This is a genomic window from Parerythrobacter jejuensis (assembly GCF_039536765.1).
Taxonomy (GTDB): domain Bacteria; phylum Pseudomonadota; class Alphaproteobacteria; order Sphingomonadales; family Sphingomonadaceae; genus Parerythrobacter; species Parerythrobacter jejuensis.
The window spans coordinates 1957582-1971728 of the sequence record NZ_BAAAZF010000001.1 but is presented as its reverse complement, the minus strand read 5'-3'; the positions used below and the strand labels follow the sequence as shown (position 1 = coordinate 1971728).

The window sequence follows — 14147 nt, the reverse complement described above, 5'->3', positions numbered from 1 at the left end:
AGCGAATCTGCAATCTGGTGCCCAAGGCCGCCACGTTCACGGTACGTCACGGCGATGCGCGGGACCTGAGGGGCGTTCGTAGCCAGTCGATCGACGCGATCGTGACTTCACCGCCCTACTTGAATGCGATCGACTACATGCGAGGACATAAGCTCGCGCTAGTTTGGCTGGGCCACGCGATAGGAAGCCTAAGTCAGATCCGGTCGCACAGCATTGGCGCCGAGAAGTCCATCGATCCGCCGCTTAGCCGACGCGAGATTGATGGGATTAGAGCGATAATGCTCGATGGTGATACACTTAGCTCTCGCCAACTCGGAATGATCGACCGATATATTTGCGACCTTGATCGGCTAGCCTCGCGTTGCGCGCGGGTCCTTAAGCCGAGCGGAAAAGCAACCTACGTCGTCGGAAACAGTTGCTTGAAGGGCACCTTTGTCAGCAACTCAGACTGCATGAAGGCACTCTCAGAGAAACACGGATTGACCCTAGTTGATGAGTCAGAGCGGAAGCTGCCTGAGAATAGGCGATACCTCCCGGTTGGTGGTTCCACCGCGAACCCCCTGCAGAAGCGAATGCGAACTGAGACGGTCCTTACCTTCCAGAAACTAGCTTAGGGCTGTTGTTTGGCGGAACAGCGAACAATTCCAAGAGAAGGCTATTGGAGGCGCTGCCATTAACGCTGTTCGTCGGTCGAGCTACAAACGGTTCAAGAGCGGCGCCCAGCCGCAAGCTATGAAAAATGTCGCGGTAAGGACCCGACAATATCGAGGACCGAACCAATGGCTACACTCTCTAGATACACGTCCATTCCAGCAGCATTGGACTTACTTCTTCATAAACGGCTTGTGTTGATCAGTCCAAGCCATTGGGAAGATCGAAACGACCGAGAAGTGATGGAAGTTTGGGAGCGGAGCGAGCCAGAGAGCAAAGTGTTCGCCGCGTGCATGGCTCAGGGAAATGAGACCGCCCACCATTGGCAGGTATTTGCCGATAGCGGTCAAGGTGCGTGTGTTCGCTTCAGTGAAGAGAGGCTTAGCGCCCAGCTCGACGCACTTGGAATAGCGCACGGTCCGATGTCATATGTGCAGTGGAGGGAATTGAACCAAAGCATCTTGAGTAACGACCGCCTGCCATTCATGAAGCGAAGCGTATATCGTTTTGAAAAAGAGTACCGGATCGCCGTCCGCGCAAGCGCGACGGAATACTCTGACACATACCCGGTCCCACTAGATCTCAATTGTGTCACCAGTGTCTATATCAGCGGGAGGGTTCCGCATTCGCTCTTCGCATCCATTCAACAGATCATCAAGAGCATGCCAGGCTGCCAGAGGCTCGCAATTCGGCACTCGGGCCTGCTTCGCAACGCGAGATGGTCAAAACGGCTCCAAAGCGAGATAAGTCGCCTCGGCTCCTAATTGGAGCACAGGAGTCGTCGCCAATCTCGTAGCTTCTAGAGACGCGATTTGGTCAGCCCTTCCCCATGCTCATTCGATACAAAGCGGAATCGTTTTCGCCAGATTGCTGTAGTAATGGTGCCCTGAAAGGTTGCCAATCTCTGGCCATTGCCTTCGGATGGAGACTTATTCGATGTCCGCTCTCGGGTGGTCAGTCAATCCACTCTGACGACCGAGATTAGGGCGCAAAGCTATAGCCTTTCCGGCCCGAGTCGCCAGACAGCATTGCTTGAACAGGAACTTCAAACCGAGCTTAAGTCCTGAATGCAAAGAAGCCCGAGAAGAAGCGGTCAGCTAGCGCCTCAAGCAGGCGCAACCAATAGGTAGGACCCGCGCATTTCTGAACTGTCGGCCGCCCCTAGACTGTTCGATCATGCGCCCCTCAGATCGCATAGAACGATGACAAGTCCGACCCCATGTTTTCCATACTCATTCCATACGGAATGAGCGACGTCTCACTAAGTCGTTGAAAAACTGGCGCACCCGACAGGATTCGAACCTGTGACCTCTGCCTTCGGAGGGCAGCGCTCTATCCAGCTGAGCTACGGGTGCGCATGCAAATCGCCTGAGCGCGGCGCGCGTCTAGCAAAGGCAACTGCGCCGCGCCACCGATAAAAGCACCGGCGTGCTTGTCACAGGCCCGCTGGCATGGCTTAGCTTCGCTGTATGGAACCGGCCGCCAACCCTTTCGACCTGCTGAGCCGGTCGGTGATTGTGACCGGCACGCATTATTCCATGACCACGCTCACCGGCGCTCTTCTGGCCACCGCGGATGAGTACCATTTGCTGCACGAGCCGCTCAATCCCGAGCCAACTCTGAGCTACGACTCCCTGCGCCCGCCGCGGTGGTACGAGTATTACGGGACGGACCGGTTTGAAGAATTGGCGCAGGCACTGGCCGTTTTCCTCGACCGCAATTCCTTTCCCGCTCAGGTCCTTGATCGCTTGTCTAGCGTGCGGACGCCACAAGAGGTCGGGCAGGTGGCCCGGTACTGCCAGCGCAAGATGCCGTTCGTGTTGTCCGCGCGACCCGCCGTTCTCAAGGATCCGTTTCTCGCGTTCTCCGCGAGGACCCTGCAGCAAGAGCTCGGTATGAAAGTGGTGCTCACCCTTCGCCATCCAGCCGGGTTCGCGGAAAGCATGATCCGGAAAGCCGGCCAGTTTGATTTTTCCGACCTGGCGTCCCAGCACAGTCTGCTCGAAACCGTGCCGGACGAGGCTGATGAGATTTGCAGATTTGCCGCCTCCAACCCGCCGGCCATCGAACAGGCCGCACTGCTGTGGCGCGTCATCTATGGTTTCGCTGCCCGCTATCTCGTGCCCGATGCGCGCACAATGACGGTCCGGCAAGAGGATATGGTAAGCAACACACAAGCAGCCATTGATCGCCTGTTCGCCTTCGCCCATGCGCAGCCTACTCCATCAACCGGACGTTTGGTGGCGAAGAATCTCCAGGCTCAATCAGACGATCACGCGGGTGGTTCCTATATCCGCCGCGATGGCGCTGCCGCGACTAACAAATGGCGCGAAAGGCTCGGCGCCGATGATATTGCCCTCCTGCAAGAGCAGACAGGCGAACTGGCGGCGCGCCTGGGATACAACGATTTCGACTGGTCGCATTAGCGATTTGGCAAGTGGGATGGGCCTATGGCGTGCCCATCATGAGCGCATCACGCACCAATTTTTCCGATCCAGCGATGAGGGACGCCTCTGCGCGCAATCCCGCGCAATCGCTGAGTGTACAGTGGACCGCATTGCAGGATGCCGCCGCTGCTGTCGCTGCCATGGCCGGGCTGGCACCAGAACGCACCAGCGCCCAGATCCGCAATTTTCCTGCTCTTATCAAAGATGCCGGCGGATGGCGTTTCGAGCTGGCTGAACAAACGATCGCCGATCTCACCGCGATGATGCAGCCAGGCGTGACAGCCTTGCTGGCAGTCAATGCCCGCGGTCAGGACGCAAAGGTTCCAGCACTTACCTTGTGGCACGAATTCCACCGGGCCCGCACCGCTGTTCTCGGCCTGGTCCCCGATACCGGCACGCTGGGACCTCGTCGAAGCGCCTAGGTCAGCTCAGATCAGTTGACATTCGTTCGCTGTCTGTTCCATTATCGCTTCATGTCGCCCACGATCGCTCCCCCCACCCAAGACCCATCCCCCGCCGAAGCGCTGGCAGTTGATTCTGCAGCGGTTGCGCGTGGGATCATGCGATTGTTCGCGCGCAACAACATTTGGTCTCTGGCAGAAATGCCGTTGAAGGGTGGCAGGCGCGCAGATCTGATGGGCGTCGACCCCAAGGGACAGGTCGTGATCGTAGAAATCAAAGTGGCGAGGGCCGATCTGCTCGGTGACAACAAGTGGCCCGACTATCTCGACCATTGCGACCGGTTCTACTGGGGCATCGCCCCCCATATCGATCATTCGCCCCTGGAAACAGACGGATATCGCCCCGAGGACTGCGGCATTATCGTCGCCGACGGGTATGACGCCGAAATCGTCCGCCCTGCTCCGACGCGGCCGCTTGCCGCTGCAAGGCGCAAAGTAGAAATCGAGCGCTTGTCGCGCGCGGCCATGCGGCGATTGACGGTTCTGGGTGATCCCCATTGTGAGCCCTGGGGCCTGAGCGATTAGGCACTACCATCTTGGTATCCACCAAGGCATAAGCCAGCCGAAATGATGATGCCGATCCTCCTTTCCGCGCTGGCAATGACAGTGATCGTTGCGCTTCGCTATCTGCTGACCAGTGGTGGCTTTGCGTGGCTAACGACGCGGGTCCGGCCCGGATATTATGCGAAGCTTGGATCGCAGATGCACAGCGAGATTGCCTGGTCCCTTGCCTCGACTGCAATCTATGGCGTGCCTGCGGGCATCATCGCCTGGGGTTGGCAAAACCTGGGCTGGACGCAGGTCTATTCCAACTGGAATACCTATCCCCTGTGGTATCTTCCCGTCTCGATCCTGCTCTATTTGCTCGCGCATGACACGTGGTTTTACTGGACACATCGCTGGATGCACGCCCCGCGCCCGTTCAAAATCGCTCATGCCGTCCACCATGCGAGCCGGCCGCCAACGGCATGGGCAGCGATGAGTTTCCATCCGATCGAGGCGCTCACCGGTGCTGTCGTTATTCCCGCGCTGGTTTTCCTGATCCCCATCCATGTCGCGATGCTGGGCATCGTGCTGACGATCATGACCATCATGGGTGTCACCAACCATATGGGGTGGGAATTGTTTCCTCGCTGGCTTGTTCATTCCCGGGTAGGGAATTGGCTGATAACAGCGAGCCATCATCAGCTGCATCACGAACGATATAGCTGCAATTACGGGCTGTATTTCAGAATTTGGGACCGCATATGCAAAACCGACAGGGGCTTGGCCGATGCCTATCAGCAGTAATTGCAGTGGCCGCTGCACTCGCTTCGACCGGTAGCGCCGCTGCGCAATCGCATAATGTCAGAGTGACCGTTACCGATCTGCGCTCAGGCGACGGAAAAGTGCTCGCCTGCCTGACCAGGAAGGCGAAAGCGTTTCCCAATTGCGACAAGGATCCCGACGCCATTTCGGCGACCGTGGATGCTGCCACCACGGTGACCTTCACGTTTCGCGGGGTCACACCCGGCGAATATGCAATCTCGCTGCTTCATGACGAGAATGCCAATGGCAAGGCCGACCGCACCTTGATGATCCCGCGCGAAGGCTTCGGCTTTTCCCGCGATGCGAAGATCCGCATGGGGCCGCCAAAATTCGCTGACGCGGTGTTTACAGTGGACCAGACAACCGGAGTTCAGCGCATCCGGATGCGTTACCTGTTCAGGTGACATTGCCCCTGATTGCCGACGCCCGAAATGATCCCGGCACAACTTAACGGGATGTTTACCATGTCGCGCCAAAACGCCCCTGATAGCCAAAACAGGGGCAAAGCACGTCATGGACACGCTGCGCGGAAATTTCGGGTCATTTGAAGAAGATAGCCTCAATGATGATTATGGCGAGGATGATATCTCGCGCGAGGCCCCGCCGAGTCCTGTAGGACAGGACGAGCGGCGCATGCAGGTGCGCGCCTATAATCACTGGGCGAGCTTGCTGCAGGATCGCAACTTTCCCTCGATCGAGGATCTGGCGCCAGACGAGCTGCCGGATTTCGGCCCATATAGCGTACTGCTCGATTTCACTTCGGGCATCGAGAATCCCGCAATCCATTATCTGGGTGACCAGCTGGCCACCGAGTGTGGTGCCGAAGCTCCGATAGAAACGCTGGACGATGTTCCCAGCCGATCCTTGTTGAGCCGCATCACCGATCACTACATGCAGATCCTGGCCAATCAGGCCCCGATCGGCTTCGAAGCCGAATTCGTGAACCAGCGCGGTGCCACGATCCTGTATCGCGGGATCCTCCTGCCGTTTTCCAGCGACGATGATACGATCGACTTCATTTATGGGGTCATCAACTGGAAAGAAACGGCTGACCAGCTGACCACTGACGAGTTGCTGCTGGAAATCGACCAGGCGCTGGAAGAAGAGGCCGAAGCGGCCGCAATGCGGACGCCTGATCCGGTAACCGATTGGGCCGACGGCCCCTCGGTAGACGCTGTGTCCGCCAATGACGACCAGCCCCAAGATGATGAAGAGGAAGGCATTGATGCCGGCTCGCTCGGCCTTACCGGCCTGCGCAACAAGCCCAACAAGAAGCCACTCGACCTGTCGACCCCGGTCGATCTTGCGCCCCTGCCGGGCGCAGAAGCCGACGACTTGCCCATGCCATCCTTCGGAATGGAAGATGCAGGGCTAGACGATTTGCTCGAAAGCGATTTCGATATTGTGCCCGAGGAAACGGCTGACGACTGGTCCACTCCGGTTGGCGAACAAATCTCAGATCATCCTGACAGCCCCGTCCTCGCGACAAGCGATACTCCTGACAGCGAAGCCGCAGCAGAAGACGCCTCTATCGCGATTGCCGAGCCATCTGATGCAGGTGAGCTTGGCCTTCACGATTGTCTCGCATCCGCGCGGGAACTGGCACAGGCTGCCCGGTCCAGCGAAGATCGTAGCCGGGCGGCGCTCTACGCCGCCGTCGGCCGCGCCTATGATGTCAGCATTGCCGCTGAGGAAGAGCCCGACGATTTTGACGAGCTGGTCGCTGAAAGCGGTCTGACCGTCCAGGATCGTGCGCCGATGACGCCGGTTGTGAAACTGGTTTTCGGTGCCGAGTACGACAAGACCCGCCTGACCGAATACGCTGCAGTTCTGAGCCACGCCCACCGCGTCGGTGTCGAGCGCGGCAGCCTTGCCGGGTTCCTGTCCCGCGCCGAAGGTGGCCTCAAAGGTGTTGTTCAGGCCGAGCGTCGTCTTCGCCGCGAAGAAAGCGGCAAACCGGTTGAGGCCATTGACGCCCCGAAGGAAGCGCTTGCCAAAAAGCTACGCGCCATCGAACCAAAGGCGTTTGAAGACCTAGATCGTGACGGAGCGGAATTCGGCGTGGTCATGATCCGTCGTCTCGAGACGGGCGAAATCGTGATCGTTGGCGAAGTGAGTGACGATGTCCCTCTGATTGAACGTGTTGGCCGAAAACTCGTCGGGTAAAATCTGGACATATCAATTGGCGGCGGGACTTTGCGCAGCGCGTTCGAAGCGTTAGCGCTCGCCGATGGCATTGTTCCAAGACTCCCCGGTCCGCATCCAGCCCTATTTCGGCTATCGCAGCCGCACTGCGCTCCGCCTCACTGCGCGTGCGCTGAAGGCCACCAAGCCCGGCTTCAAGCAAGGTGGTCGCTGGCAAGCCATGCGCACCATGATCGCGCAATTCGCAAGCCGCGAGGCCGAAAATATAGAAGTGCGGCTCGAATATGCGCGTCCAGACGGGGCGGTATTCGAGCAAACAGCCATATCCGACAAGGAAGGCTTCCTGCACTTCGACATCGATCTGTCCGGGCCTTGGGACTACCCCGTGCATACCGCTTGGGAGGTCGCCACATTGCAATGGTACAATCGCGATGGCGCGCAATGCGTCGATGGCCATATTTTGGTGCCCGGCCAGGATATCGACCTCGGCATTATCTCGGACATTGACGACACGATCATCGAAACCGGCATAACCGGGGGGCTACGTAGCTTGTTGCGCAATTGGCAGCGCGTGCTTGCCGAATTGCCGCATGAACGCATTGTCGTGCCCGGGGCGAACCTGTTTTATCATGCCTTGGGCGGGGGCTCGGTCAGGGTTGAGGACAGCGGTGAGGCCGGGACACGGCTTCCAGCAACCCACCGCCCCTTTTTCTACGTCTCGTCCTCGCCGTGGAATCTTTATTCCTACCTCGTGACATTCCAGCGTACCCGCAATCTTCCGCTGGGGCCGCTTTTGCTGCGCGACTGGGGCCTGAACAGCGCCACTTTCGGTAAAGCCAGCCATGGCTCCCACAAGGTTGACGCGATCAAGGGCATTCTGAGCAAATATTCAGACCTTCGTTTCGCCTTGATCGGCGACGATTCCCAGGGTGATCTGGTTGCCTTCAGCACCATTGCATCGGAATCTCCCGACCAGATTGCTGCCGTTTTCATCCGTACCACCGAGCATGAATTGTCGCCGGACGAGGTTGCCGCCAAGGCGAGCATCACATCCGCCGGAATTCCCTTGTGGTTGGGCGATAGCTACGCCATCGGGCAAGACTTCCTGCGGGCTGCAGGCGTGACGCCGCACGGCGATACGTCCCGCATTGTCGAAACGGTTGAGAGGCGCGAACACCATGCGCACTAACACGAAGGGATTGGGCAAGTTGGGCTGGACGCTAATCCTCTTGGTCTGGCTGGCAGCGCTGCTGTTCGGCCTGTGGCATTGGGCCCTGAATGCGCAGTCGGTCAGTACATTGGACCGGGCCGATGCCATTTTCACAAGCAATTCCGCCAAGGTGTCACAGCCGATTTTGTTCGGGCCGGAAGCCGATCAGAAACTGGTGGTGGTCACCCCCTCGAAACCGGCAGAACGACCACTTCCAGTCGTCATCTTCATCCATGGAGGGAGTTGGGCCAAGGGTGATCCGGTCGACTATGCCTATATCGGCAGGAATTTTGCGCCCGAGGGCTATGTCGTCGTGAGTGCGGGCTACCGGCTGGTTCCCGGGGGCGAGTTTCCGGCCATGCTGGAAGACGGTGCCGCCTCCGTACGCTGGGTGGTGGACAACATCGCACACTATGGCGGCAATCCCGACCGGATTTACCTGATGGGCCATTCTGCCGGCGCTTATAACGCTGTCATGCTGGCGCTCGACCCCCAATGGCTTGAGCAGGAAGGCTTGCCAGGCAACACCATAGATGGCGCGATCGGCCTCGCCGGCCCGTATGACTTTCTACCGCTCGACAGCGAAAGCACGAAGAATGCCTTTGGCGCAGCGAGCAACCTCGATCGCACGCAGCCGATCAACTTTGTCGGGCCGAATACGCCGCCCATTCTATTGCTGACGGGGAATGCGGACGAAACCGTCCGGCCTCGTAATTCCCGTGCTCTGGCCGCGAAGATCAGCAAGTCTGGAGCGCAAAACGAACCGGTCGAATTCGACAATATGGGTCACGCCGGGATCATCATGGCACTATCGCGCCCCTTTGCGGGAGACGGGGCCGTGAAACGCGCGATCATTGAATGGTTGGCGAAGCAAGAAGCGACGCAGGATCTTGAAAATGGTACACCTTCAGGCACCATTCAGCCCGCACAAGGCTAGCAGACAACCATGCGCATAATGCTCCAGATTTTCGCCTGCCTGACGGCGCTGGCTTTCGTTGCGCAGCCCGCGATGGCGCAATCGATCCTGCGCGATGCCGAGACAGAAGCGCTGCTGCAGGACATGGCGGCTCCACTGGTCGTCGCTGCCGGGCTGGAACCGGGCAATGTCGATATCGTCTTGGTCAACGACCCCTCCATCAATGCTTTCGTTGCCGGGGGCCAGATCGTTTATTTGCACAGCGGCCTGATCAATGCCGCCGACACAGCGAACGAAGTGCAAGGCGTGATCGCACACGAATTGGGCCACATTACGGGCGGCCACATCATCCGCTCCAGCGAGGGAATAGGGGCCGCAACCAATATTTCGATCCTGTCCCTCCTGATCGGTGTTGCTGCGGCTGCGGCAGGCGCGGGCGAAGCGGCGATGGGCGCCATTATGGCCGGCCAGCGTGCCGCACTGGGGAAGTTCCTCGCATTCAGTCGCGTCCAGGAAAGCTCCGCCGATGCGGCAGGCGCCGAATATCTGTCCAAGGCGGGAATTTCCGGGCGCGGATCGCTCAGCTTCTTCCGCAAGTTGCAGAACCAGGAATTCCGCTACGCCCGCAGCCAGTCTGACGAAGCGACCTTCACACGCACGCACCCCTTGTCCGGTGACCGGATCGCCCGCTTGCGCGAAGCCTATATCGTGGACCCTGCCTGGGAAGCACCAGACGATCCGGTGTTGGAAGCCCGCTTTGCGCGGATCAAGGCCAAACTCTATGGCTATCTGGCTGAACCGGCCCGGGTCATGCGCGCGTATCCCAATTCCAGGCAGGATGTGCCGGCCCGCTATGCTCGGGCCTATGCGTTTCACAAGGACGCCCAGGTGCAACGCGCACTTGACGAAGCCGAAGGGCTGATCGCCAGCGATCCGGGCAATCCCTATTTCCTCGAGCTCAAAGGGCAGATCCTGCTTGAGTCCGGCCGGCCGGACGAAGCGTTGCCGCCTCTGCGCCGCGCGACCGAGTTGACCGCCAATCACCCGCTGATCGCATCGATCTTCGGCCACGCGCTTATCGCGACCGAAGACCAGGGCAATTTCGAAGAGGCCGAGCGAGTCTTGCGTACGGCAGTGGGCAAAGATCGCCGCAACCCGTTTGCCTGGTACCAGCTGGGTGTCGTCTACGCTGCCCGGGGCGATATGCCGCGGGCTCGCCTGGCCAGTGCAGAACAACAGGTCATGACCCGTCAGTATGCACTCGCAATGCGCAGCGCACAGGTCGCCGAAAATGGTTTGACCGAGGGGACTGCAGATTGGCTGCGCGCGCAGGATATCCGGATGCAAGCGACGGCGGAACTTGAACGCCTGCAAGACCGCCGATAGCATCCAGCCAATGGGGAATTCGAAAATGATCCGGTCCGCTTTGCTGGTTGCGCTTTGCCTTTTGGCAGGATTTGGCGGGGCGGCGGCCTTCGCCTGGTCTGGTCTGGGCGACCGGCAGGTCGAAAAGTATCTGCTCGCCAATCCTGACCTGCTGCCACGCATGGTACAGGCCTATGAACGCCAGCAGGCCGAGCAAAAGCTCTCCAGTGCCGGCGCCGATCTGCGGGAGCCCTTCGCAGGGGCGGTGCTCGGCAACCCGGCGGGCACACGCACATTGATCAAGTTCACCGACTATAATTGCGGCTATTGCCGCGCGAGCTCCGCCGAGGTGGCAAAACTGGTGGCACAGGATCCTGATCTGAAGGTTATCATTCGCGAATGGCCCATCTTCGAGGGCAGCGAACGCGTCGCGAGCATGGCGCTGGCCGCGGCCAAGCAAGGCAAGTACTCCGCTTTCCATAGCGCCGTCTTCGCGGGCGGTGACACCAGCGAGGCGGGGTTGAAGGCCGCTGCGCAAGCCTCCGGGGTCGATTTCGACCAGGCCGTGAAGGATGCCGGAGATCCGCAAATCGCCTATGAACTGGCACGCAACACCGCGATGGCCCAGGAATTGGGCTTTACGGGCACCCCTAGCTGGGTGATCGGCGACACCATCCTAGAGGGTGCAGTACCAGCTGAAGCGCTTTCCGAAGCGCTTTCGAACAGCGGACAATCCGGCACGTCATGATCCGGATTATACTGGCAGGTCTGACACTTGTCGCATCATCGCTGGCCGGTCCGGCCGCGGTGGCGATGGAGCTCCCGGTTGGTTTTTCTGCGCTGCGCGCGAAGGACGAGCGTGTTCAGCGGATTGGATTTGCACTTGCCACGGGCAATGCCCGTTTTTGCGAGCGCACGACACCGGCGACCGGCCTTCTGCTGCACGATGTTGCGACCTATCCCGATGGTGATGAGCTACGTGACGCCCTTGGGCTGATGGGTGACATCGGGGTGCAAGGCGTCGTGCCTGGATCCCCCGCGGAAAAAGCAGGTCTGCGCCCGGACCAGTCCGTATTGATGGTCGCCCAAAGCCCCGTTTCCAGTTTCGCGCTGGACCGCAAGAAGCGCTGGAAGCGCCTTGAAGATGTGCGCAAGGCCATCGATGCTAGTTTGAGCACCAGCGGAGACGTGGTGCTGTCGACCGCGCGGGATACTGATGCGGTCGAGATTCGGATCAGCGGCGTGCAAGCTTGCCGATCACGGTTCGAGGTAGGCCCCTTGGGCAAACGTGCCGTAGCCGACGGAGAACGCGTCGTCATTGGCAACAAGTTCCCGGGCCACGCCTATCCCGACGAATTGATGGCGGCCGTCATGGCGCATGAGCTGGCGCATAATGTACTGCGCCACAGGGCCTGGTTCGATGCCAATGGTGGCCGCAAGCGCAAGGCTGTCCGCATCACCGAGCGCGAGGCTGACCGTTTGATGCCGTGGCTATTGGCCAATTCCGGATATGACCCGCGGGCGGCCGTCCGCTTCATGCAGGAATGGGGGCCGGATCACAGCGGTGGCATCTTCCGCAAACGCACACATGATGGTTGGGACGAACGGGTCGAGTTCATCGAAGCCGAGACAGTCCTTGTCGAACGCCTGTTCGCCGCAACCGGCCAGGCCGATTGGCGCACGCACTTCAAACGCGAGACACTCCCCGCACCGAAATAAGGTTCAGGCGGCTTCGTCTTCCATCGCCTTGGCATACATCGATGCCAAAGGCCGCTCCATCACGCGGCGCACGATCGGTTCGAAGAATTCCAGCGGCTCGCTGTCATAGTCCGGATCGAACGCAGCCTGGTCGTATTTCTCGCAGAAATCGGCACAGGCTTGATAGTGCGGGTGGTTTTCGAACTTGTCGCGCAGGTTCCGGTTCATACCCAGATGGTGGAAGTAGTAGTATCCCTGGAATGCGCCATGGTTCTGGCAAATCCAGTGAATTTCGTCGGTCACGAAGGGCTTGATGATCGAGGCAGCGACTTCCGGGTGGTTATAGCTGCCCAGGGTGTCCCCAATATCGTGCAGCAGGGCCATGACGACATATTGTTCGTCACGCCCGTCGCGATGGGCGCGTGTCGCTGTCTGCAAAGAATGCTCAAGCCGGTCCACCGGGAAGCCGCCGAAATCGCCATCGAGCAGACGGAGATGATCCAGCACGCGATCAGCCAGCCCCTTGGAGTGCTCGCGATAACCCTTGCCGATAATCGCCCAATCGTCGGCCGTGCCTTCCTTCATCTGGCGGAATTTCGCGCGCTCGGTCGTATCGGCTTCAGGATGTGTCGGTGCATTCATCAGTAACTCTCCCTATGAGTCGCCAATTAGCCGAAAATAGCCCTTTTCGCAAAACATCTGACGTTTACGTCACAATAAGCTAGAGTCCCCAGCTATGGCTGTGCTGCCCTTCCGCCCTACCCCGTTCTTCGAGAACAAGTCGCGTGCCTTCTGGAACCTGCAATTTGTGGGTTGGGCAGGCGCAATGGTGCTGCGCTCTATCCAAGGCATCTCCAACGGCCAGAGCGCATCTTACATTATCCTGATGCTGATTGTCGGCATTACCGGCTTTTCGATCAGCCTGGTCCTGTCTGTCATCTATCGCCAGCTGATCAATCGACCCCCATTGTTTACCTGGGGGGCAACAGCGGGGGTGCTTGCGGTGGCCGTGGGCATTTATGCCTTGATCGAGGCATGGGTTGTCGGGCTCTATTTCTCGGATCGCGAAAACACGCTGACCCAGCTCGTCCTGCTTTATCTGTTCTTCGATTTCTCGCTCTTGGGGGCCTGGACCGGGCTCTATTACGCGATCAATTTCTTCCTTCAGGTGGAAGAGCAGGCGGACCGGCTGGAACGGCTGGAGCTACAAGCCACCAGCGCTCAGCTGGCGATGCTGCGCTACCAGCTCAATCCGCATTTCCTCTTCAATACTCTCAATTCGATCAGCACCCTGGTTCTGCTTAAGCAGACCGAACCTGCCAATGCCATGCTGACTCGCCTGTCCGGGTTTCTCAGGCACACGCTGATTAGCGAGCCGGGCGGTAAGGTGACAGTTGCGCAAGAGGTCGAGACGCTGAAGCTCTACCTCGATATCGAACGGATGCGGTTCGAGGAGCGTTTGCGGACCGAATTTGACGTGTCGGAAGAGGCTGCCAAGGCCTGCCTTCCGTCGCTCCTTCTGCAACCGCTGATCGAAAACGCGATCAAATATGCCGTTTCGCAGCAGGAAGAAGGGGCCCGGATTACGCTTTCAGCGCAACTCGTCGGACAGAAGCTGCGCATTGTCGTTTCCGATACCGGGCCAGGATTGCAAAGCCCCCAAACGCGGGCCAGCCTCCCTGCAGTGCTGACCGGTGAACCGGTTTCGACCGGCGTCGGCCTGGCGAATATTCGCGACCGGCTTGCACAAGCCTATGGAGAGGACCATCTGTTCGAAATCCGCACGCCCGATGATGGCGGCTTTACCGTGATCATCGAAATCCCCCACGAAACCGCGTCGCAGGGCGGCGAGTTGGCCGCATCCCCCACGGCCCCGGCTGACCCCTCAGCCACGCTCCCCGACAATGTGGAATCGCTAGCGGCGCATCGCGCCACCGGAAGCTGAC

The 14147-nt window shown here is 59.3% G+C and carries 13 protein-coding genes and 1 tRNA gene; 12 read left to right on the top strand and 2 right to left on the bottom strand.

Going from position 1 to position 14147, the window contains the following annotated elements:
* Positions 1-1929 precede the first annotated feature (1929 nt).
* Positions 1930-2006: transfer RNA gene (locus tag ABD653_RS09790), tRNA-Arg, on the bottom strand.
* 114 nt (positions 2007-2120) lie between these two features.
* Between ABD653_RS09790 and ABD653_RS09785 the strand changes: the two genes are divergently transcribed.
* The 11 genes from ABD653_RS09785 (at position 2121) to ABD653_RS09735 (ending at position 12222) form a co-directional block, all read left to right on the top strand.
* Positions 2121-3077, top strand: a complete 957-nt coding sequence (locus ABD653_RS09785; RefSeq protein ID WP_160778503.1) for a sulfotransferase — start codon at positions 2121-2123, stop codon at positions 3075-3077.
* A 38-nt stretch (positions 3078-3115) separates the two neighbouring features.
* Positions 3116-3520 carry a hypothetical protein gene (locus ABD653_RS09780; protein ID WP_234032133.1) on the top strand — a complete coding sequence of 135 codons (405 nt, stop codon included), beginning with the start codon at positions 3116-3118 and terminating at the stop codon, positions 3518-3520.
* Between the two features lie 51 nt (positions 3521-3571).
* Entirely contained in the window at positions 3572-4084 is a 513-nt protein-coding gene (locus tag ABD653_RS09775) for an MmcB family DNA repair protein (protein ID WP_160780334.1), read from the top strand.
* Between the two features lie 42 nt (positions 4085-4126).
* Positions 4127-4849, top strand: a complete 723-nt coding sequence (locus ABD653_RS09770) for a sterol desaturase family protein (RefSeq protein ID WP_160778502.1) — start codon at positions 4127-4129, stop codon at positions 4847-4849.
* Between the two features lie 5 nt (positions 4850-4854).
* Entirely contained in the window at positions 4855-5271 is a 417-nt protein-coding gene (locus ABD653_RS09765; RefSeq protein ID WP_325065371.1) for a DUF2141 domain-containing protein, read from the top strand.
* 109 nt (positions 5272-5380) lie between these two features.
* Positions 5381-7033, top strand: a complete 1653-nt coding sequence (locus tag ABD653_RS09760) for a PAS domain-containing protein (RefSeq protein ID WP_160778500.1) — start codon at positions 5381-5383, stop codon at positions 7031-7033.
* A gap of 64 nt (positions 7034-7097) precedes the next feature.
* Positions 7098-8201, top strand: a complete 1104-nt coding sequence (locus tag ABD653_RS09755; protein WP_160778499.1) for a phosphatase domain-containing protein — start codon at positions 7098-7100, stop codon at positions 8199-8201.
* On the top strand, positions 8191-9159 hold the full coding sequence (locus ABD653_RS09750) for an alpha/beta hydrolase (RefSeq protein WP_234032131.1): 969 nt from the start codon (positions 8191-8193) through the stop codon (positions 9157-9159). The genes ABD653_RS09755 and ABD653_RS09750 overlap by 11 nt, the downstream gene beginning before the upstream one ends.
* Positions 9160-9177: 18 nt before the next feature.
* On the top strand, positions 9178-10524 hold the full coding sequence (locus ABD653_RS09745; protein WP_425566725.1) for a M48 family metalloprotease: 1347 nt from the start codon (positions 9178-9180) through the stop codon (positions 10522-10524).
* Positions 10525-10534: 10 nt separating this feature from the next.
* Positions 10535-11251 (top strand): DsbA family protein, encoded by a 717-nt coding sequence (locus ABD653_RS09740; protein WP_344705332.1) that lies wholly within the window; start codon positions 10535-10537, stop codon positions 11249-11251.
* The gene (locus ABD653_RS09735) at positions 11248-12222 is read left to right on the top strand and encodes a hypothetical protein (protein WP_160778496.1); all 975 of its coding nucleotides are present in this window, start codon (positions 11248-11250) and stop codon (positions 12220-12222) included. Before ABD653_RS09740 ends, ABD653_RS09735 begins: the two co-directional genes overlap by 4 nt.
* Before the next feature lie 3 nt (positions 12223-12225).
* Here the strand turns inward: ABD653_RS09735 and ABD653_RS09730 are convergent, their stop codons facing one another.
* On the bottom strand, positions 12226-12843 hold the full coding sequence (locus ABD653_RS09730) for an HD domain-containing protein (protein WP_160778495.1): 618 nt from the start codon (positions 12841-12843) through the stop codon (positions 12226-12228).
* Positions 12844-12937: 94 nt separating this feature from the next.
* On the opposite strand from ABD653_RS09730, the gene ABD653_RS09725 reads away from it, so the two are divergent.
* On the top strand, positions 12938-14146 hold the full coding sequence (locus ABD653_RS09725) for a sensor histidine kinase (RefSeq protein ID WP_160778494.1): 1209 nt from the start codon (positions 12938-12940) through the stop codon (positions 14144-14146).
* Position 14147: the final 1 nt, after the last annotated feature.